Genomic DNA, 21,252 nt, shown 5'->3' with positions numbered 1-21,252 from the left:
TGACGGTGATCTTATTGTCCGGCTCTCGTTCAATGGCGTGCCGCTTCTACCACGTCAACCGCCACGCCGGCTTGCGCGATCTGCCTGGCGAGGTTGGCAACGCGTTCGATCGCCACCGCATCGGGCGAGGCGAGCCAGCTTGCGGTGAAGGTGAGGGGCGGCAGCTTGAGGTCGGTGTCGAGCAGTTGCAATCGCCCGTCGGCCAGCTCGTTCTCGACGATCGCCGACGGGATCACGGCGATGCCGAGCCCTTCATTGGCCATGTGGATCACGGTCGCAAGCGAGGTCGAGGCGTGCAGCCGGATCGGCGGCAGATCGGGCTGATTGAACAGCGCGCGCACCGTCTCATAGGGCTGGGTCTTGCGCGGGAAGGTGATGATCGGAAACCGCGCCAGATCCTGCCGCGCCACCGGACCGTCGCCGAGGCCGAGCGCCGGGCTCGCCAGGAAACCGATCGGGTAATCGCACAGCACATGATTATGCGCGCCGGACGCCGACACCGGCCCGAGCACGAAGGCGAGCTCGATCTCCTGCGCCAGCAGCCGCGCGGTGAGGTTCGGCGTGATGTCGACCTCGATCTCCAGCGACAGGTTCGGATAGACCTCGTTGACGCTCTTGACGAGGCGCGGCAGCCAGGTGTGCACGATGGTCTCGGCGACGCCGAGCCGGAGCGCGCCGCGCATCGCGGAGCGGTCGCCGACCTCCGCCATCATCTCCGAGCGCAGCCCGATCAGCTTTTCGGCGTAGATCATCATCAGCCGTCCGCTCGGCGTCGGCGAGGCGACGCGATGGTCGCGGTTCAATAGCTTAACGCCCATCTCGCGCTCGAGCTGGGCGATGCGCTGTGAGATCGCCGGCTGGGTGGTGTTGAGCCGCGCCGCGGCGCCGCGGAAGCTGCCGAGCTTCACGACCCAAAGAAAGGTTTCAATCGAGCGGAAGTCCGTCATTGGAAGCGTTTCCCGATCGATAAATCTGATTTATCGATTTTGATTAGAAAGGACGATTAGACATTATATCACGCGTGGTGTTGGTTTGTCCTTGTCGAGATTATGGGCAGGAGGCACCCATGACTGTTTTTGCGGCAGTGCAGCAAGGGGACACGGTGCTTGCGAGCGCGGAAGCACGCCGCGCCTGCCGCAATGGCATGGCCTCGACCACCGCCGGCGTCGCCAACGGTTTCGTCCAGGGTAACCTCGCGATCCTGCCGGAAAAGCTCGCCGGCGCCTTCCACCGCTTCTGCCAGCTCAATCCAAAACCGTGCCCGATCATCGGCATGTCCGACGTCGGCGACCCGCGCATCCCTTCGCTCGGCCTCGACCTCGACATCCGCACCGACGTGCCGCGCTACCGGGTCTGGCGTGACGGCGAGGTGGCGGACGAGCCGACCGACATCACAAAATACTGGCGCGACGATCTCGTCACCTTCGTGCTCGGCTGCTCCTACTCGTTCGAGGAGGCGCTGCTGGAGGACGGGCTGCCGATCCGTCACATCGAACGCAACCTGCGTGTGCCAATGTACCGCACCAACATCGCGTGCAGCCCGTCGGGCCCGTTCGCCGGGCCCATGGTGGTGTCGATGCGGCCGTTCAAGCCGGCGGATGCGATCCGCGCGGTGCAGATCACCTCGCGCTTCCCGTCGGTGCATGGCGCGCCGGTGCATCTCGGCCATCCGCATGCGATCGGCATCAAGGACATCGCCAAGCCCGACTACGGCGATCCGGTTCCTGTCGCCGACGACGATATCCCGGTATTCTGGGCCTGCGGGGTGACACCGCAATCGGTGATCGCAAGTGCAAAACTGCCGTTCGCAATCACGCATTCGCCGGGCCTGATGCTCGTCACCGATCTCAAGAACAAGGCGCTCGCTGTGCTCTGAATAGGCAATTCGTGCAATTCATTCGGGCTTTACTGCGCGCTACAAGCGTTTCATCGATAAAAACAAACTGACCAAGAGGAATTTCGCATGACGATCTCTCGCCGCAACGTGTTGCTGGGTGCCACCGCCGCCGCCGCGCTCGGTCCGATGGCCGCACGCGCGCAGACCAGTGAAGTGGCCATCGGCGTGATCTATCCGCTGTCCGGTGCCAGCGCCCAGATCGGCGTCGACGCGCAGCGCGCGTTCGAGACCGCGGCCGACATCATCAACAAGAACTATGATTTCGCGTTGCCGCTCGCCAAGGGCGAGGGCCTCTCCGGCCTCGGCGGCGCCAAGGTCAAGCTGGTGTTCGCCGACCACCAGGCCGATCCGCAGAAGGGCCGCGCCGAAGCCGAGCGCCTGATCACCCAGGACAAAGTCTGCGCCGTGATCGGCACCTATCAGAGCGCGGTCGCCGTCACCGTCAGCCAGATCTGCGAACGCTACGGCGTGCCGTTCCTCTCCGCCGACAACTCCTCGCCGAGCCTGCATCGCCGCGGCCTGAAATACTATTTCCGCGCCTCGCCGCATGACGAGATGTTCTCGACCGCGATGTTCGACTTCTTCGACGCGATGAAGAAGAAAGGCCAGAAGATCGAGACGCTGGCGCTGTTCCACGAGGACACTATCTTCGGCACCGATTCGGCCAACGCGCAGACCAAGCTCGCCGGCGAGCGCGGCTACAAGATCGTCGCCGACATCAAATACCGCGCCAACTCGCCGTCGCTGACCGCCGAGGTGCAGCAGCTCAAGGCGGCGAATGCCGACGTGCTGATGCCGTCGAGCTACACCACCGACGCGATCCTCCTGGTCAAGACCATGGCGGAGCTCGGCTACAAGCCGAAGAACATCATGGCGCAGGACGCCGGCTTCTCGGAGAAGGCGACCTATGATGCGGTCGGCGACAAGCTCGAGGGCGTGATCTCGCGCGGCAGCTTCTCGCTCGACCTCGCCTCCAAGCGGCCGATGGTCGGCCTCATCAACGAGATGTTCCGCGCCAAGTCCGGCAAGGACTTCAACGACTATTCATCGCGCCAGTTCATGGGCCTGATCGTGATGGCGGACGCCATCAACCGCGCCAAGTCGACCGACGGCGAGAAGATCCGCGAGGCGCTGGTCGCGACCGACATGCCGGGCGATCAGACCATCATGCCCTGGAAGCGCGTCAAGTTCGACGAGATGGGGCAGAACAATTTCGCCGATCCGGTGCTGCTGCAATACGCCGCGAAGAACTTCGTGACGATCTTCCCGGAACAGGCCGCCGTCTCCGAGGCGATCTGGCCGATGAACAAGTAAATCGGTCGGACGCTCAGAGAGGGCACACGGCGGTGACAGCCGAAGACATTACTCAGAGTTCTCGCATGTTCCGTCATTGCGAGCGAAGCGAAGCAATCCACCTCTCCGCAAAAAGGAAGAATGGATTGCTTCGTCGCTTCGCTCCTCGCAATGACGGAGGTTAACGACAACGTCCGGGACATGGAGCGTCAACGGTGACAGCCGAGACCATTATCCAAAGTCTGGCGAGCGGCCTCTTGATGGGGCTGCTCTACGGACTGATCGCCGCCGGGCTCGCCCTGATCTTCGGCCTGATGGACGTCGTGAACTTCGCGCATGGCGAGTTCCTGATGATCGCGATGTACGTGACGTTCTTCCTGTTCGCGTTCTTCGCGATCGACCCCTTGCTGTCGGCGCCGTTGGTCGCCGCGGCGTTGTTCGTGTTCGGCGCGGTGGTCTATCTGTTGATCGTTCGCTTCGCCATGCGCGCCAAGGCCAATGCCGGCATGGTGCAGATCTTCTCGACCTTCGGCCTTGCGATCGTGATGCGCGGCCTCGCCCAGTACTTCTTCACGCCCGACTACCGCAGCATCCCGCAGTCCTGGCTCGGCGGCAAGACGGTGTCGATCGCCGGCATCTATCTGCCGGAGCCGCAACTGATCGGCGCGATGCTGTCGATCGCGGCCTTCGTCGCGCTCTACTTCTTCATCAACCGCACCGATTTCGGCCGCGCGCTGGAAGCGACCCGCGAGGACGCCGGCGCGGTGGCGCTCGTCGGCATCGACAAGAACCGGGTATTCGCGCTCGGCTGGGGCCTCGGCGCGGCGCTGGTCGGGCTTGCCGGCGCCATCATGGCGATCTTTTTCTACATTTATCCCGACGTCGGCGCGTCGTTTGCGCTGATCGCCTACGTCACCGTGGCGCTCGGCGGCTTCGGCAGCGTGTTCGGCGCCTTTGCCGGCGGCATCATCGTCGGCCTGGTCGAGGCCACCACCGCGCTGATCCTGCCGCCGTCGCTGAAATCGGTCGGCATCTACGCCGTCTACTTGCTGGTCGTCTTCATCCGCCCCCGCGGCCTGTTCGGATCGATGTGATGGATACCCACTTCGCCCAACGCCGCAGGCGTGACCTGGTCATGGCGATTTGCTTCGCGGTGATCGCCGCGCTGGTGCCGCTGTTCGTCAAGGACGTCTACGTCCAGAACATCATGATCCTGACCCTGATGTATGCGGCGCTGTCGCAGAGCTGGAACATACTATCAGGCTATTGCGGGCAGATCTCGCTCGGCCATGCGCTGTATTTCGGGCTCGGCGCCTACACCACCGCGCTGCTGTTCACCAAGTTCGGCGTGCTGCCGTGGTTCGGCATGCTGGCGGGCGGGGCGATCTCCGCCGCGATCGCGATGGCGCTCGGCTATCCCTGCTTCCGCCTGCGCGGCCATTACTTCGTGATCGCGACCATTGTGATCGCCGAGATCGCGCTGCTCTTGATCCAGAACTGGGACTGGGCCGGCGCTGCGCTCGGCATCGACATCCCGGTGCGCGGCGACAGCTGGCTGAAATTCCAGTTCACCCGCTCCAAACTGCCTTACTTCTACTTCGCGCTGGCGCTGGCCTGCGTCGCCTGGCTCGTCACCTGGTGGCTGGAAGATTCCAAATGGGGCTATTGGTGGCGCGCGGTGAAGGACAATCCCGACGCCGCGGAAAGCCTCGGCGTGGTCGTGTTCAATTCCAAGATGGGCGCGGCCGCGGTCTCCGCCTTCCTGGTTGCCGTCGGCGGCAGCTTCTATGCCCAGTTCGTGTCCTATATCGACCCCGAAAGCGTGATGGGTTTTCAGTTCTCGCTGCTGATGGCGCTGCCTGCGGTGCTTGGCGGCATCGGCACGCTGTGGGGACCGGTGCTCGGCGCCGTGATCCTGATTCCGCTCACCGAGTTGACGCGCTCCTTCGTCGGCGGCTCCGGCCGCGGCGTCGACCTGATCGTCTACGGCGCGCTGATCGTTGCGATCTCGCTGGCGCTGCCGCGCGGCCTGGTCAGCGTGTTCTCGCTACGCAAGGGAGCCGCACGATGACGGCGCTGTTAGAGACCCGCGGCGTCTGGCAACGCTTCGGCGGCCTCGTCGCCAACAGCGACGTCTCGATCTCGGTCGGGCGCGGCGAGATCGTCGGCCTGATCGGCCCGAACGGCGCCGGCAAGTCGACGCTGTTCAACCTGATCGCCGGCGTACTGCCGCCGACGCAAGGCTCGATCATCTTCGACGGCGAGGACGTGACAAAGCTGCCGGCGGCCGAGCGCTGCCAGCGCGGCATCGGCCGCACCTTCCAGGTCGTCAAAAGCTTCGAGACCATGACGGTCATCGACAACGTCATCGTCGGCGCGCTGATCCGCAACACCAAGATGCGCATCGCGCGGCAGAAGGCCTATGAGGTGCTGGAGTTCTGCGGGCTTGCGGCGCGCGCCGAGAAGCTTGCCGCCGACCTCGTGCCGTCGGAGAAGCGCCGGCTCGAGGTTGCCCGCGCGCTCGCCACTGAACCGAAGTTGCTATTGCTCGACGAGGTGCTGACCGGCCTGACGCCGGTCGAGGCGCAGACCGGCGTCGAGCTGGTGCGCAAGGTGCGCGCCACCGGCGTCACCGTGCTGATGGTCGAGCACGTCATGGAGATCGTGATGCCGCTGGTCGACCGCGCCATCGTGCTCAATCTCGGCAAGGTGCTGGTCGAGGGCAAGCCGGCGGACGTCGTCCGCAATCCGGAGGTCATCACTGCCTATCTCGGGGATCGTCATGCTGTCGGTGCGTGAAGTCACCACCGCCTATCAGGGCCTGGTTGCGATCTCCGCGGTGTCGATCGACGTCGCCAAGGGCGAGATTGTCTGCGTCGCCGGCGCCAACGGCGCGGGCAAGTCGACGCTACTGAAATCGATCGCCGGCGCCGAGCGGCCGCGGTCCGGCAGCGTCAGCTTCGACGGCAAGCGCATCGACGGCCAGCCGCAGCACGTCATCACCTCGGGCGGCATCGCCTTCGTGCCGGAGAACCGCCGGCTGTTTCCGCGGCTCTCGGTGCGCGACAATTTGCGGCTCGGCAGCTATCTCTATCGCAGCCAGGGCGACCGCGATGCGCCGCTCGACCTCGTGTTCCAGCTGTTCCCGCGGCTCTCCGAGCGGCTCGACCAGCGCGCCGAGACGCTGTCCGGCGGCGAGCAGCAGATGCTGGCGATCGGCCGCGCGCTGATGACGCGGCCGCGGCTCCTGATGCTCGATGAGCCGTCGCAGGGCATCATGCCAAAACTGGTCGACGAGATCTTTCAGGCCGTCAAACGCATCCGCGACGCCGGCATGACGGTCCTGATCGTCGAGCAGCGCATGGCGGAGTGCCTTGAAATCGCCGACCGCGCCTACATCCTGCAGACCGGCCGCGTCCTGATGCAGGGCACCGCCGCCGAGATCAGCGGCAATCCGGATGTGAGAAAGGCGTATCTGGGGCTGTAGCTTCTGCGGAGTCTCCACACATTCCGCCGTCATCCCGAGACGGTGTGAAGCTTTGTCCCACCCACCGCTGTCATCGCCCGGCCTGTGCGCAATTGCGCACATGGACCGGGCGATCCAGTACGCCGCGGCCTATCGGCTCAATAACGACTGTCTCTGGAATACTGGATCGCCCGGTCAAGCCGGGCGATGACACCGAGCAAGCTGAGCAAACCAACACCGTCATCCTGAGGTGCGCGCCTCTTCGGCGCGCCTCGAAGGATGGCCGCGAGCGCGCTTGTAGCCCATCCTTCGAGGCTCGCCCAGCGGCGCAATTGCGCCGCAAGGCTCGCACCTCCAGCGACAAAGGCGAAGCCTTTGCGCGGGGATGACGACGTGGCCAGTTCGTCACTTCTTGCCCTGCTACTCCGGCTTGATCTCCTCGACCTTGGCGGCGAGGTCGGGCACGCGGCTGACGCGGTAGGTCGCGTTGCTGCAGGTCAGCGTCCAGGCCTCGTTGTCGGGCTTCGAGAGCTTGTCGTCCCGTTCGGCCTTCAGCGGCTGGTCGCAGGCATAGCCTTGCGCGCGCAGCTGGATCGCCAGCAGGTCCTGCAAGGTCGGGTCGGCCCGGGCGGTCGATCCCGCCACGCCGCTGACGACCAGAACCGCGAACGCCAACCCTGTGAACCGCATCATGACTGTTCTCCGCATATGCATTCCTCCACAGATCTAGTGAGAGTGATCCGGCAGCACGAGTCCAAACGTTTTGGTCAGGTCCGTAACCTGTTCGGGCGACAGATAGCGCGGGTTGAGCCCGCGCAGCAGCAGATAGAGTTTGGCGGTCTCTTCCAGCTCTTCGGTCGCGAACACCGCCCCTTCCAGCGTGTCGCCCGACACCACGGGGCCGTGATTGGCGAGCAGCACGGATGAATACTGGCCCGCCAGTCCCTTGATCGCGTCGGCCACCGCAGGATCGCCCGGCCGATAATACGGCACCAGCGCGGTCGGTGCGCATTTCATCATGTAATACGCCGTCATCGGCGGCAGCACGGCGCGCGGGTCGATCTCGGGCAGCATCGACAGCGCGACCGAATGGGTCGAGTGCAGGTGCACCACGGCGCGGGCGGCGCTCCGTGTCTGGTAGAGCGCGGTATGCAGCGGCACTTCCTTGGTCGGGGCGTCGCCGGAAACGAGCTTCCCGTTGGCGTCGAGCCGCGACATTTTGCCGGGATCGAGGAAGCCGAGCGAGGCGTTGGTCGGCGTCACCAGCCAGCCGCCGTCGTCGAGCCGGACGCTGATATTGCCCGAGGAGCCCGGCGTCAGCCCGCGCTCGAACAGCGAACGGCCGAAGCGGCAGATGTCCTCACGAAGCTTTGTTTCGCTCATCTGGTTTCGCTCATGACGCTATTCGTTTTCCGACTTGTCTCATGCTTTGGCAGCGCGGCCAAGCCGTGATAGGCAAGCATCGAGCAGCATGATCCGGAAAAGTGGAAGCCGGTTTTCCGACAAGATCATGCGCAATAGAGATAAAAATCGAGGGATCGCCGCATGCCCAGTTCCACAACACCGCGTGTCGCCGTCATCGGGCTCGGTTCGATGGGATACGGCATGGCGACCTCGCTGAAGCGGGCCGGCCTTGCGGTCACCGGCTGCGACGTCTCGGCGGACGCGGTCGCGCGCTTCGTCAAGGACGGCGGCAACGGCGCCAGCACGCCGGCCGAGGCGGCGAAAGAGGCCGACATTGTCGTCAGCGTGGTCGTCAATGCCGCGCAGACCGAGGCGATCCTGTTCGGCAAGGATGGCGTCGCCGAGACGCTGGCCAAGGACGCCGTGTTCATCTCCTCGGCGACCATGGACCCGGAGATCGCGCGGCGGCTGGCAAAGCAGCTCGAGGCGACTGGCCGGCATTATCTCGACGCGCCGATCTCCGGCGGCGCGCAGCGTGCCGCGCAGGGCGAGCTCACCATCCTAGCCTCCGGCAGCGCGGCGGCGTTCGCCAAGGCGCGGCCGGCGCTGGATGCGATGGCGGCAAAGCTCTACGAGCTCGGCGATGCCGCCGGGCAGGGCGCCGCCTTCAAGATGATCAACCAGCTGCTGGCCGGCGTGCACATCGCCGCCGCCTCGGAGGCGATCGCATTCGCCGCCAAGCAGGGCCTCGATATCCGCAAGGTCTATGAGGTGATCACGGCCTCCGCCGGCAATTCCTGGATGTTCGAGAACCGTATCCCGCATGTGCTCGACGGCGACTATGCGCCGCGCAGTGCGGTCGAGATTTTCGTGAAGGATCTCGGCATCATCCAGGACATGGCGCGCAGCGCCCGCTTCCCGGTGCCGGTGTCGGCCGCGGCGCTGCAGATGTTCCTGATGACGTCGGCCGCCGGCATGGGCCGCGACGACGACGCCTCGGTGGCGCGGATGTACGCCCAGGTCACCGGCACCAAGCTCCCCGGCGATAAATAAGAGGATCCCATGCCCCGCTTTGCCGCCAACCTTTCCATGATGTTCAACGAGGTCCCATTCCTCGATCGCTTCGAGGCCGCCGCGAAAGCCGGCTTCACCGCGGTCGAATTCCTGTTTCCCTACGACCATCCGGCCGCGGAGGTCGGCAAGCGGCTCAAGGACGCCGCGCTGACGCAGGCGCTGTTCAACCTGCCGCCGGGCGACTGGAACGCCGGCGAAAAGGGATTTGCCGCGCTGCCGGACCGTTTTGCGGATCTGCAGGCGAGCCTGAAGACCGCGCTGCCCTATGCCGAGGCAACCGGCGTCAAGCGGCTGCATCTAATGGCCGGCATCGCCAACCGTAGCGATCCCGGCGCAGTGGCGGCGTTCCGCAAATCGGTCGCCTATGCCGCGGAATTCTTCGCCGCTTTTGGCCTCGACGTCGTGATCGAGCCGATCAATCCGCGCAACGTGCCCGGCTACTTCCTCAACGATTTCATCTTCGCCCGCGACCTGATCAACGAGCTGAAGATTCCGAACCTGAAGCTGCAGTTCGACATCTATCACTGCCAGATCATCCATGGCGACGTCACGATGCGGCTGCGCGAGATGATGCCGATCATCGGCCACATCCAGATCGCCTCGATCCCCTCGCGCAACGAGCCCGACGGCGAGGAGCTGAACTATCCGTTCCTGTTCGATGAGCTCGACCGGCTCGGCTATGGCGGCTTCGTCGGCTGCGAATACAATCCGCGCGGCAAGACCACGGATGGTCTCGCCTGGTTCAAGCCCTATGCCGGAGTCAAGCCGTGACGTCAGCCACAAAACTGTCGCTCGGCTGCATCGCCGACGACTACACCGGCGCCTCCGACCTCGCCAACACGCTGACGCGCGCCGGCCTGCGCACCGTGCAGACCATCGGCGTGCCGCCGGACGATCTGGCGCTGCCCGAGGTCGATGCCGTCGTCGTCTCGTTGAAGAGCCGCTCGATCGAGGCCGGCCTCGCCGTGACGCGCTCCCGCGCGGCGGAGAAGTGGCTGCGCGGCCGCGGTGCGCAGCACGTCCTGTTCAAGATCTGCTCGACCTTCGATTCCACCGATGCCGGCAATATCGGCCCGGTGATGGACGCGCTGCGCGCCGATTCCGCAGATAGCATCGTGCTGGTGACGCCGGCCTTCCCCGAGACCGGCCGCACCGTCTATCAGGGCAATCTGTTCGTCGGCGCCGTGCCGCTGAACGAGAGCCCGCTGAAGGACCATCCGCTCAATCCGATGCACGACTCCAATCTGGTCCGCGTGCTGGCGCGCCAGAGCAAGACCAGGGTCGGCCTGGTCGATCTCGCGACGCTGAGCCGCGGCGCCGATGCGGTCCGCGCCAGGCTCAAGGATCTCGCTGCCAAGGAGATCGGCGCCGCAATTATCGACGCGGTGTTCGACCGCGACCTCGAGACCATCGGCCAGGTGGCGCTGGATCACCGCGTCTCGGTCGGCGCCTCCGGCATCGGGCTTGGCCTGGCGCGGGCGCTGGTCGCCGCGGGGAAGGCGAAGTCCAATGCCGCGAGCGCGATGCCTGAGACCGCGATCGGCGGCCCGGCAGCGTGCCTGGCCGGAAGCTGCTCGCAGGCGACCCTGCAGCAGATCGCCAGCGCCGAGAAAGTGATGCCGGTGCTGCATCTCGATCCTGACAGGGTGGTCGCCGGCAAGGACGAGGCGCAGCGCGCGCTCGGCTGGGCCAAAGATCGGCTCTTCGACGGGCCGGTGCTGATCGCAAGCAGCTCGACGCCGGACCAGGTTGCAGCTCTGCAATCCCGGCATGGCCGCGATGCAGCCGGACATGCCATCGAGCAAGCGATGGCCGACATCGCCGAAGGCCTGGTGCAGTCGGGCGTGCGCAGGCTGGTGGTCGCCGGCGGTGAAACTTCAGGCGCCGTGGTCGATCGGCTGCGCATCCCGGGCTTCCTGGTCGGCGCCGAAATCGCCGCGGGCGTGCCGGTTTTGCGCGCCGTCGGCGCCAACAACGGCGCGATGTTGCTTGCCCTGAAATCGGGCAATTTCGGCGGGCCGCAATTCTTCTCCGACGCGCTCGCCCTGATGCGCTGACGCGTGCCGTCGCGCGTGATGTCACGGTGATGACGGCTGCCTCCGTAGTTGAACGGGGAAGCAAATTAACCCTACCGAAGGAGGCATGCTGGCTTTGATGGATGCGGCGTCCCGCCGCGCCAGCAGCCTTCCGTTCAACCGGGCCTCGCGAGCCCGGCATCAAGAGATTTCCCGATGTTCGCCAAATTCTCGATCCGCGCCAAGCTGATTGCCGCGGTTGCGTTTCTGCTTGTCGCGATGGCGGGCGTCGGCCTGCTGGCGGTCACCAGCATGCGGTCGATCAACGCCAACACGGTGGACATTACAACGAGCTGGCTGCCGAGCGTGCGGGCGCTGGGCGATCTGCGCGCCGGCGTCATCACCTACCGCAACGTGATCCGCGAGCACATGCTGGCCGAGACGCTGGAGGACAAGCAGGCGCAGGAAAAGACCCTTGCGATGGTGGTGGAATCCAACACCAAGATCCGCGCGACCTATGAGCCGATGATCACCTCGCCGGAGGAGCGCGCGCTCTACAATCAATGGGTCGATGCCTGGACCCGTTACAAGAAGGGCACCGAGCAGGTCATGGAACTGTCGCGGAAGGACGCCGGCAAGATTCCGCATGAAGCGCATGAGCTGAATGCCAAGACCGTGAACAAGATCGGGCTCGAGGCGGACGAGATCCTGCGCAAGGACATCGAGCTCAACAATGCCGGCGCCGACAAGGCGGCGCAGGACGCCGCGAGCAGCTACGCGTCGGCCCTGATGCTGCTCGCCCTGATCATCGGCGGCGCCATCATTATCGGTGTCGGCGTCAGCATCTACACCGTTCGCGACATTTCCGCCGGCATCGCCTCGATCCTGACGCCGATGCAGGCGTTGGGCGGCGGCGACCTCACTGCGGAGGTGCCGCACCAGGGCGAGAAGACCGAGATCGGCGCCATGGCCGACACGCTGCAGGTGTTTAAGCAGGCCCTGATCGCCAAGAAGGCCGCCGACGAGGCCGCTGCCGCCGATGCCGAGGCCAAGATCGAGCGCGGCCGCCGGGTCGACGCTATCACCCGCAATTTCGAACAGATGATCGGCGAGATCGTGCAGACCGTCTCGTCGGCCTCGACCCAGCTCGAGGCCTCGGCCGGCACCCTGTCGTCGACCGCGAAGCGGGCGCAGGAATTGACCACCACGGTCGCCGCCGCCTCCGAGGAAGCCTCGACCAACGTGCAGTCGGTGGCTTCCGCCACCGAGGAGCTGTCGTCCTCGGTGACCGAGATCAGCCGCCAGGTGCAGGAATCGGCGCGGATGGCCGGCGACGCCGTCGGCCAGGCGCGCACCACCAATGACCGCGTCAGCGAGCTGTCGAAGGCGGCCGCCCGCATCGGCGACGTCGTCGAATTGATCAACACCATCGCGGGCCAGACCAACCTCTTGGCGCTGAACGCCACCATCGAGGCGGCGCGCGCCGGCGAGGCCGGCCGCGGCTTTGCGGTGGTGGCGTCGGAAGTGAAGGCGCTGGCGGAACAGACCGCGAAGGCGACCGGCGAGATCGGCCAGCAGATCGCCGGCATCCAGACCGCGACACAGGAGTCGGTCGGCGCGATCAAGGAGATTTCCTCGACCATCGAGCGGCTGTCAGAGATCTCTTCGACCATCGCCGCTGCCGTGGAAGAGCAGGGCGCGGCGACGCAGGAGATTTCGCGCAACGTGCAGCAGGCGGCGCAGGGCACCCAGCAGGTTTCGGCCAACATCACCGACGTGCAGCACGGCGCGACCGAAACCGGCTCGGCCTCGAGCCAGGTGCTGTCGGCGGCGCAGTCGCTGTCGGGCGACAGCAACCGTCTGAAGTCCGAGGTCGGCAAATTCCTCGACGCAGTGCGCGCCGCCTGAGAGAATGTGAAGCTTTGCCCTCATCTACCGTTGTCATCGCCCGGCCTGTGCGCAATTGCGCACATGGACCGGGCGATCCAGTACGCCGCGGCCTCTCGCTTCTATCATCGGCGTCTCTGGAATACTGGATCACCCGGTCAAGCCGGGTGATGACACCGAACAAGCTGAGCAAACCATCACCGTCATCCTGAGCCGGCAGCCCGGGCGGGCCGTTGCCCGGGCAACCGACGAAACCTGCGTGGTGGGCCCGGGACGGCGCACCACGTTTTCGCAGACCTGCGATGCGTTGTCGCGATACAGGCGACCGAATGTCCCAAATCCGCCGGTTCGGAGAGCATGGAGCGTCTCTGTTCCGGGCCGCCGCGGTCGTCATGATCGGAGGATGCTGGTGGCTTCACGGACTATGCCAAGGATGTGAAAGCGCATCGCGGCCGCGCGGGTTGGCCTTTTGCCCTGCATCGGGTAAATCGGCGCAGCGGAACAACCCCTTTTCGGGCCGCCGATTCCGCTGCCTGGGCAGGCTCATTTCGGGAACGCCGCTTTTATGATCGCACTGGTCCGTATCGCGCTGAGCCGGCCATATACTTTCGTCGTGCTCGCCCTGCTCCTGTTGATCATCGGACCGCTGGCGGCGCTGCGCACGCCGACCGACATCTTTCCCGACATCCGCATCCCCGTGATCGGCGTGGTCTGGCAGTACACTGGTTTGCCGCCGGACCAGATGAGCGGGCGTATCACCACACCGTTTCAGCGCGCGCTGACCACGACGGTCAACGACATCGAGCACATCGTCGCCAATTCCTATAACGGCGTCGGCATCATCAAGATCTTCTTCCAGCCCAATGTCGACATCCGCACCGCCAATGCGCAGGTCACCGCGATCTCGCAGACCTTGTTGAAGCAGATGCCGCCCGGCGCGACCCCGCCGCTGATCCTGAACTACAGTGCCTCGACGGTGCCGATCATCCAGGTCGCGCTGTCCGGCGAGGGCCTGACCGAGCAGAACCTCGCCGACATCGGCATCAATCAGCTACGCACGCCGCTGGTGACGGTGCCGGGCGCCGCGATCCCTTATCCGTTCGGCGGCAAGCAGCGCCAGGTCCAGATCGATCTCAACTCGACCGCGCTGCAGGCGCGCGGCCTGTCGGGCCAGGACGTCGCCAATGCACTGGCCGCGCAGAACCTGATCACGCCGGTCGGCACCCAGAAGATCGGCAACTTCGAATACACCGTCAACCTCAACAATTCGCCGCTCCGCCTCGAGGAGCTCGGCGACCTCCCGGTCAAGCAGGTCAACGGTGCGATGGTCTATGTGCGCGACGTCGCCAGCGTGCGCGACGGCAATCCGCCGCAGACCAACATCGTCCATGTCGACGGCAACCGTTCGGTGCTGATGATGGTGCTGAAGGCCGGCGCCACCTCGACGCTCGATATTATCTCCGGCATCAAGCAGAAGGTGATCGACGTCAAGGACCAGATGCCGGATGCGCTCAAGATCGGATTCATCGGCGACCAGTCGCTGTTCGTCCGCGGCGCGATCACCGGCGTCGCCTTCGAGGGCGTGATCGCCGCGCTACTGACCAGCGTGATGATCCTGCTGTTCCTAGGCAGCTGGCGCTCCACCGTCATCATCGCGGTGTCGATCCCGCTGTCGGTGCTCGGCGCCATCATCATGCTGTCGCTGATCGGCGAGACGCTGAACATCATGACGCTCGGCGGCCTGGCGCTTGCGGTCGGCATCCTGGTCGACGACGCCACGGTGACGATCGAGAACATCAACTACCATCTCGAGCAGGGCAAGCCGGTCGAGCAGTCGATCCTCGACGGCGCCAACCAGATCGTGACGCCGGCGTTCGTCTCGCTGCTCTGCATCTGCATCGTGTTCGTGCCGATGTTCTTTCTCACCGGCGTCGCGCGCTTCCTGTTCGTGCCGATGGCCGAAGCCGTGATGTTCGCGATGATCTGGTCGTTCATCCTGTCGCGCACGCTGGTGCCGACCATGGCGAACTACCTGCTGCAGGCGCATGTGCATCACGAGGACGGGCCGCCGAAGTCGCGCAATCCCCTGGTCTGGTTCCAGCGCGGCTTCGAGGCGCGCTTCGAGCGCATCCGCGGCGGCTACCGCAATCTGCTGGCGCTGGCGCTCGGCCACCGCCCGACATTCGTGACCGGCTTCCTTGTGATCGTCGCCGCGTCGTTCCTTTTGGTGCCGTTCCTCGGGCGCAACTTCTTCCCCGCGGTCGATGCCGGCAACATCCTGCTGCATGTCCGCACCCAGGTCGGCACCCGCGTCGAGGAGACCGCCAACCAGCTCGCCGACGTCCAGAAGGCGATCCGCAAGCTGATCCCCGGCGAGATCGAGACCATGACCGATAACATCGGTATGCCGATCTCCGGCATCAACATGACCTACAACAACACCGGCGTGATCGGCCCGCAGGACGGCGACATCCAGATCCGCCTCAAGGAGGACCATAAGCCGACCGAGGAGCATGTCCGCACGCTGCGTGAGCAGCTGCCGCGGCTGTTCCCGGGCACCAGCTTCTCGTTCCTGCCGGCCGATATCGTCAGCCAAATCCTCAATTTCGGCGCGCCGGCGCCGATCGACCTGCAGATCCGCGGCGCCAATCTCGAGGCCAACTTCGCCTATGCCAACAAGCTGCTGGCGCAGATCAAGCGCATCCCCGGCATCGCCGATGCGCGGATCCAGCAGTCGCCGAACAATCCGACCTTCAACATCGATGTCGACCGCACCCGCGCGCAATATGTCGGCCTGACCGAGCGCGACGTCACCAACTCGCTGGTGGTCAACCTCGCCGGCTCCTCGCAGGTGGCGCCGACCTACTACCTCAACCCCGACAACGGCGTGTCGTACTCGATCGTGATGCAGACGCCGCAGTACCAGATCGACTCCTTGAGCGCGCTGCAGACCCTGCCGATCACCGCGACCGGCAACACCCAGGCGCCGATCCTCGGCGGCATCGCCGACATCAAGCGCGCGAGTTCGAGCGCGGTGGTGTCGCAATACGACATCCAGTCGCTGGTGCAGATCTATGCGACGACGCAGGGCCGCGATCTCGGCGGCGTCGCCACCGACGTGCGCAAGCTGATCGCCGACACCGCCAAGGAGGTGCCGAAGGGCTCCTCCGTGGTGCTGCTCGGCCAGGTGCAGACCATGAACTCGGCCTTCACCGGCCTGCTGTTCGGCCTGCTCGGCGCCGTGGTGCTGATCTACTTCCTGATCGTGGTGAACTTCCAATCCTGGTCCGATCCGTTCGTGATCATCACCGCGCTGCCGGCCGCGCTCGCCGGCATCGTCTGGATGCTGTTCACCACCGAGACCACGCTGTCGGTGCCGGCGCTGACCGGCGCCATCATGTGCATGGGCGTTGCGACCGCCAACAGCGTGCTGGTGATCAGCTTTGCCCGCGAGCGCTATGAAGAGCTCGGCGATCCCGTCGCCGCGGCGCTGGAGGCCGGCTTCGTCCGCTTCCGCCCGGTGCTGATGACCGCGCTCGCCATGATCATCGGCATGGCGCCGATGGCGCTTGGGCTCGGCGAAGGCGGCGAGCAGAACGCGCCGCTGGGCCGCGCCGTGATCGGCGGCCTGATCTTCGCGACCTTCGCCACCCTGATGTTTGTTCCCGTGGTATTCAGTATGGTACACAAGAAGCAAGGCGCCAAAGCCGCCGCCTCATCGGAGATCCCGCATGCCGCCCACTGAACAGCGCCCGTCGGTTTCCCGCCGGAAACTGGGCATATTCGGCGTGGTTGCGCTGGTCGGCGCGGGTCTGATCGTCGGCACCGGGATCCGCGCCCGCGAGGAGCAGGGCGGCAAACTGAAGCAATGGACCGACGACCAGGCCATTCCGACCGTGGCGGTGGCGCTGCCGAACGCTCGGGCACTCAGCCCGACCATCGACCTGCCGGGCCGGCTCGAGGCCTATTACCGTGCGCCGATCTTCGCCCGGGTGTCCGGTTACCTGAAGACCTGGGACGCCGACATCGGCGCCCGCGTCAAGGCCGGCCAGGTGATCGCCGAGATCGAAGCTCCCGACCTCGACCAGCAATTGCTGCAGGCGCGCGCCGATCTCGCCAGCGCCCAGGCCAGCGCAAAACTCTCCGAAGCGACGCTGAACCGGCGCAAGACGCTGGTGGCCTCGAACTTCGTCTCCGCCCAGGAGATCGACGAGCGCACCGCCGACCTCTCCAACAAGAACGGTGCGGTCAAGGCCGGCCAGGCCAATGTCGAACGGCTGGAAGCGCTCGCCGGCTACAAGAAGATCACGGCGCCGTTCGACGGCGTGGTGACTTCGCGCGACACCGACGTCGGCGCGCTGATCAATGCCGGCGGCGGCTCGGGCCCGGCGATGTTCACGATCTCTGACATCACCAAGCTGCGCGTCTACGTCAACGTGCCGCAGAACTACGTGCCGGCGATCAAGATCGGCGCCAAGGCGACGCTGGCGATGCCGGAATATCCCAACCGCACCTTCCAGGCGACGGTCGAAGCGTCATCGCAGGCGGTCGACGTCTCCTCCGGCACCACGCGGATGCAGCTCGGGCTCGACAATTCCTCCGGCGAACTGATGCCGGGCAGCTATGCCAGCGTGAAGCTGAACCTGCAGCGCGACTCGACGCCGCTGAGCATTCCCGCCAGCGCGCTGATCTTCAACAGCAACGGCCTTCGCGTCGCGACCGTCGGCCCCGACGACAAGGTGCTGTTCAAGACCGTGAAGATCGGCCGCGATCTCGGCAAGGAGATCGAGCTCGCCTCCGGCATTTCGCCCGACGACCGCATCATCTCCGCCCCGCCGGACGGCCTTTCCGACGGCGACCAGGTCCGCGTCACCGGCGCCGGCGCCAAGGGCAAGCCGACCACCGCGTCCGAAAAGCAGGACGTGAAGGGGTAGGGGCGCGGACACGTCTCCCGTAGCCCGGATGAAGCGAAGCGAAATCCGGGGCCAGTCCGCCCCGCGGCGATGGTGATCCCCGGATTGCGCTGCGCTCCATCCGGGCTACGCGCTGCGCGCTTCCTTCACCTCGCCCCGCTTGCGGGGAGAGGTCGGATTGCATCGCCAATGCAATCCGGGTGAGGGGTACAGGTCTTTCCGTAGAGCGATACTCGCGGAAGCAGCCCCTCACCCCAACCCTCTCCCCGCATCCGCCTTCGCCCGAAGGCGGGCTTCGGCGGACAAGAGAGCGAGGCGAGGGAGAACTCCTAGGCCACCCGCCACTCCAGCATGCCGTCGTCAGCGGTGACGATGTCGCCCAGAGAACCCACCGGCGTGCGGTCTAAATCCTGCAGATACGCCAGCGTCGTCGTATCGCTCGCCGGGATGCGGCCGAGCGTACGGCGGCCGTCCTCCGTTCGCAGCATGGTGACGCCATGCTCGACCTCGCCATTGCCGCGATAGATCACGGTGAAGGCCTCGACCTTGCCCTTGCCGCTCGCCTCGGTGGTGAAGTCGGGGACGCTGCCCCGGTTGCGGTCGGCCTCGGCCTGCACGCTGGTCTGCTGCTTCAGCGCCGCCTTCGGCGCGGCGCGCGACAGCACCAGGCCATGGTGCTTGGTGACGAAACCGCCCTGGCCGTAGAGCAGGCCGAGCGTGCCGCCGTCGCGCAGCTTGCGCACCATCGCGCAGGCCGCATGCGTCATGTAGGTGTTGAGCGGCGCGCCGAAGAAAGTGAGGCCGCCGGTCACGGTCGGCTGCACGTCGGCGCCGAGGCTCAGCGTCCGCCGCGCCATCTTCGGCACGCAGGGGAAGCAGCTATAGAGCTCGATCGCGTCGAACTTTTTGCCGTCGCCCTCGACGAGATCCATCACCGCCTTCAGCACCGCGGTCTGCGCGTGGCTCTCGACGAACTGGTCGCGGATCAGATAGTCGCGCGGCTCTTCCGCCGAGGCGCCGCCGAGCGGGTAGATCAGCTTGTCCTCCGGCACGCCGGCGGCGCGCGCCTTGGCGAGGCTGGTCAGGATCAGCGCGCCGCCCATGTTCACCGTCGGGTTCGCCACCATCAGCTTTGTGTAGGGCCAGGCGATCATCCGGTTATCCGGCGTCGCCGTCGTGATCTCCTCGCCCGTGAATTGCTTCTTGAGCCAGGAATTGGGATTGTCTGCGGCAACCCGCGCATAGGTCGACCATAGCTCGCCGGACTCGTTCAGCGCCTGGCGCGGCGTCTGGCCCCATGCCGCCGACGTCGCCGACTCGTAAAGCGGATAGACCGTGATCGGCCGGAACACGCCGAGCGTCACCGCCATCGGCTTCTGGAACGCGGCGCCGCGCTTCGGCTCCTCGACGTCATGCGCGAACGGCGTCCACGGCAATTCCACGCCGGCGCGCTGCGCCTTGGTCGCGGTCGACTGCGCCTCGGCGCCGCACACCGCCGCGACGCTGCACTCGCCGCGCGCAATCCGCTGCGCCGCCTCGTGCAGATAACGGATCGGGCTCTCGCCGCCGACCGGCCCGTAATAGAGATGCGTCGGCGCAATGCCGAGCCGCTGCGCCAGCTGCTTTTCGGGATCGCGATAGCGCCAGCTCAGGAAGTTGACGACGTCGAGCGACTGAATATCGCCGAGCAGCTTTGCGCCGCTGTCCGCCTCCGCGCGCTTCAATGCCGCTTCGAGCAGCGTCAGCGGCTCGAGGCCGGCGGCGATATCTTTCGGACGATCGACGATCTCGCCGACGCCGACGATGACGGGAATGCGGTCTTCGGGGATGCTGTTCGACATTCTTGTTGTTCACTTTCAGAAATAGGCTCGATACCTGGTCTAGGCGTCATTGCGAGCGAAGCGAAGCAATCCATGCCTCAACGCGGGGAAAGATGGATTGCTTCGCGTCGCTCGCAATGACGGGGAGGGAGCGTCGTCACTCCGCCACCAGCGCGTTCATGTGCTCGACGGCTTCGGCGAATTCTTCCTTGAATTCCTGCACCACGGCGGTCGCAGATTTCACGCTGTCGATCAGCCCGACGCCCTGGCCGACGAAGTAACTGACGAGATCGCGCGCCTTGGCGTTGCCCGCGGCGGCGGAGCGGTCGATCGCGTTGAAGGCGTCGCGGCTGATGATGCTCTGCAGCGGCATCGGTAACGCGCCGGGCGATTCCGGCGCGCGGTCCCACGCATCGGTCCAGACCGAGCGGAGCTGCCGCGCCGGCTTTCCGGTGCGCCCTTTGGAACGCACCGCGTCGCGCGAGGACGCCGCGATCATCTTCTCGCGGAAGATCTCCGAGGTCTCCGACTCTACGGTGGCGAGCCACACCGAACCGGTCCACACCCCCGCCGCGCCCATCGCCATGCAGGCCGCCATCTGCCGTCCGGTCATGATGCCGCCGGCCGCCAGCACCGGCACGTCGCGGATCGGCTTGATCGCCTTGATCACCTCGGGCACCAGCACCATGGTCGACACTTCGCCGCAATGGCCGCCGGCCTCGGTGCCCTGCACGACGAGAATATCGACGCCGGCCGCGACCTGGCGCAGCGCATGCTCCTTGGCGCCGACCAGCGCCGCCACCGGCACGTCATGGGCGCGGCCGCGATCGATCATCGCCTTCGGCGGCACGCCGAGCGCATTGGCGATCAGCTTGATCGGATGCCGGAACGAGACGTCGAGCAACTGCAGCGCGGTCTCGCCGTCGAACGGCTGCGGCTGGTTGTCGGCGACGTTGGTCGTGGTCAGCTCGATGTCGTACTTCTTCAGCAGCGTGCGGGTGTAGTCGCGATGCTCCGGCGAGATCCGCGCCTCGAGGCTCTTCCAGGTGACGTTCTTCTCGCCCGCGGTCGAGATGTTTTCCGGGATCAGCACGTCGACGCCGTACGGCTTGCCGTCGACATGGGCGTCGATCCATTTCAGCTCCTGCTCCAGCGTCTCGGGCGAATGCGCGGTGGCGCCGAGGACGCCAAAGCCGCCGGCGCGGCTGACCGCCGCCACCACGTCGCGGCAATGGCTGAAGGCGAGCAGGGGAAATTCGATTCCCAGCATGTCGCAGATCGGTGACTTCATGGCTAGGTCTCTCCCGCAGCCGCTTGTTGTGCTTGTTGGCATCGGCTTTGCGCGACGCTAGCGCATCCGCCGCGGCCAAGCCAAGCGGGTTTCGCTTGCTGCGATCTTGCGTGCAGGCGCTGCCTCATTTTGGCATTCCGCTCCATAGAAAAAAGCGGGCGTCGCAGGGTGGGCAAAGCGAAGCGTGCCCAC

At 65.6% G+C, this 21,252-nt stretch carries 17 protein-coding genes; 12 read left to right on the top strand and 5 right to left on the bottom strand.

Annotated features, from left to right (window positions below):
* Positions 1-29: 29 nt before the first annotated feature.
* Positions 30-947, bottom strand: a complete 918-nt coding sequence (locus CI41S_RS19625) for a LysR family transcriptional regulator (protein WP_139861160.1) — start codon at positions 945-947, stop codon at positions 30-32.
* Positions 948-1,066: 119 nt separating this feature from the next.
* On the opposite strand from CI41S_RS19625, the gene CI41S_RS19620 reads away from it, so the two are divergent.
* The 6 genes from CI41S_RS19620 to CI41S_RS19595 all read left to right on the top strand — a co-directional run bounded on the left by CI41S_RS19620 (position 1,067) and on the right by CI41S_RS19595 (position 6,677).
* Positions 1,067-1,876, top strand: a complete 810-nt coding sequence (locus tag CI41S_RS19620) for a putative hydro-lyase (protein ID WP_139861159.1) — start codon at positions 1,067-1,069, stop codon at positions 1,874-1,876.
* 87 nt (positions 1,877-1,963) lie between these two features.
* A complete protein-coding gene (locus CI41S_RS19615; RefSeq protein ID WP_139482035.1) occupies positions 1,964-3,211 on the top strand; it encodes an ABC transporter substrate-binding protein in 1,248 nt (415 codons plus the stop codon).
* Positions 3,212-3,405: 194 nt separating this feature from the next.
* Complete coding sequence (locus CI41S_RS19610; protein ID WP_139482034.1) at positions 3,406-4,284, top strand: branched-chain amino acid ABC transporter permease; 879 nt, start codon at positions 3,406-3,408, stop codon at positions 4,282-4,284.
* Positions 4,284-5,261, top strand: coding sequence for a branched-chain amino acid ABC transporter permease (locus CI41S_RS19605; RefSeq protein ID WP_139861158.1), 978 nt, complete (start codon positions 4,284-4,286; stop codon positions 5,259-5,261). Before CI41S_RS19610 ends, CI41S_RS19605 begins: the two co-directional genes overlap by 1 nt.
* Positions 5,258-5,989 carry an ABC transporter ATP-binding protein gene (locus CI41S_RS19600; RefSeq protein ID WP_139482032.1) on the top strand — a complete coding sequence of 244 codons (732 nt, stop codon included), beginning with the start codon at positions 5,258-5,260 and terminating at the stop codon, positions 5,987-5,989. The genes CI41S_RS19605 and CI41S_RS19600 overlap by 4 nt, the downstream gene beginning before the upstream one ends.
* Positions 5,973-6,677, top strand: coding sequence for an ABC transporter ATP-binding protein (locus CI41S_RS19595; protein ID WP_139861157.1), 705 nt, complete (start codon positions 5,973-5,975; stop codon positions 6,675-6,677). Before CI41S_RS19600 ends, CI41S_RS19595 begins: the two co-directional genes overlap by 17 nt.
* 399 nt (positions 6,678-7,076) lie before the next feature.
* On the opposite strand, the gene CI41S_RS19590 is transcribed toward CI41S_RS19595, so the two are convergent.
* Positions 7,077-7,349, bottom strand: coding sequence for a hypothetical protein (locus CI41S_RS19590; protein ID WP_139861156.1), 273 nt, complete (start codon positions 7,347-7,349; stop codon positions 7,077-7,079).
* Positions 7,350-7,382: 33 nt separating this feature from the next.
* Positions 7,383-8,039: a 3-oxo-tetronate 4-phosphate decarboxylase gene (otnC, locus tag CI41S_RS19585; protein WP_139861155.1), complete on the bottom strand. Its 657-nt coding sequence runs from the start codon at positions 8,037-8,039 to the stop codon at positions 7,383-7,385.
* Between the two features lie 162 nt (positions 8,040-8,201).
* Between otnC and ltnD the strand changes: the two genes are divergently transcribed.
* The 6 genes from ltnD (at position 8,202) to CI41S_RS19555 (ending at position 17,970) form a co-directional block, all read left to right on the top strand.
* The gene (gene ltnD / locus CI41S_RS19580) at positions 8,202-9,113 is read left to right on the top strand and encodes an L-threonate dehydrogenase (protein ID WP_139861154.1); all 912 of its coding nucleotides are present in this window, start codon (positions 8,202-8,204) and stop codon (positions 9,111-9,113) included.
* A 9-nt stretch (positions 9,114-9,122) separates the two neighbouring features.
* A complete protein-coding gene (gene otnI / locus CI41S_RS19575; RefSeq protein ID WP_139861153.1) occupies positions 9,123-9,905 on the top strand; it encodes a 2-oxo-tetronate isomerase in 783 nt (260 codons plus the stop codon).
* Positions 9,902-11,191 (top strand): 3-oxo-tetronate kinase, encoded by a 1,290-nt coding sequence (gene otnK, locus CI41S_RS19570; RefSeq protein ID WP_139861152.1) that lies wholly within the window; start codon positions 9,902-9,904, stop codon positions 11,189-11,191. Before otnI ends, otnK begins: the two co-directional genes overlap by 4 nt.
* A 174-nt stretch (positions 11,192-11,365) precedes the next feature.
* Positions 11,366-13,057, top strand: coding sequence for a methyl-accepting chemotaxis protein (locus CI41S_RS19565; RefSeq protein WP_139861151.1), 1,692 nt, complete (start codon positions 11,366-11,368; stop codon positions 13,055-13,057).
* Positions 13,058-13,601: 544 nt separating this feature from the next.
* Complete coding sequence (locus tag CI41S_RS19560) at positions 13,602-16,781, top strand: efflux RND transporter permease subunit (RefSeq protein ID WP_139861150.1); 3,180 nt, start codon at positions 13,602-13,604, stop codon at positions 16,779-16,781.
* The gene (locus CI41S_RS19555) at positions 16,768-17,970 is read left to right on the top strand and encodes an efflux RND transporter periplasmic adaptor subunit (protein ID WP_139861149.1); all 1,203 of its coding nucleotides are present in this window, start codon (positions 16,768-16,770) and stop codon (positions 17,968-17,970) included. The genes CI41S_RS19560 and CI41S_RS19555 overlap by 14 nt, the downstream gene beginning before the upstream one ends.
* Before the next feature lie 308 nt (positions 17,971-18,278).
* Here the strand turns inward: CI41S_RS19555 and CI41S_RS19550 are convergent, their stop codons facing one another.
* Both CI41S_RS19550 and CI41S_RS19545 read right to left on the bottom strand, forming a co-directional pair.
* Positions 18,279-19,790 carry an acetyl-CoA acetyltransferase gene (locus CI41S_RS19550; RefSeq protein ID WP_139861148.1) on the bottom strand — a complete coding sequence of 504 codons (1,512 nt, stop codon included), beginning with the start codon at positions 19,788-19,790 and terminating at the stop codon, positions 18,279-18,281.
* A gap of 136 nt (positions 19,791-19,926) precedes the next feature.
* Positions 19,927-21,060, bottom strand: coding sequence for a nitronate monooxygenase (locus CI41S_RS19545; RefSeq protein ID WP_139861147.1), 1,134 nt, complete (start codon positions 21,058-21,060; stop codon positions 19,927-19,929).
* Positions 21,061-21,252 lie beyond the last annotated feature (192 nt).

The organism is Bradyrhizobium ivorense (assembly GCF_900696085.1).
Classification (GTDB): Bacteria; Pseudomonadota; Alphaproteobacteria; order Rhizobiales; family Xanthobacteraceae; genus Bradyrhizobium; species Bradyrhizobium ivorense.
Note: the sequence above shows the minus strand (reverse complement) of the source record. Positions and strands in the feature narration are given on the sequence as shown.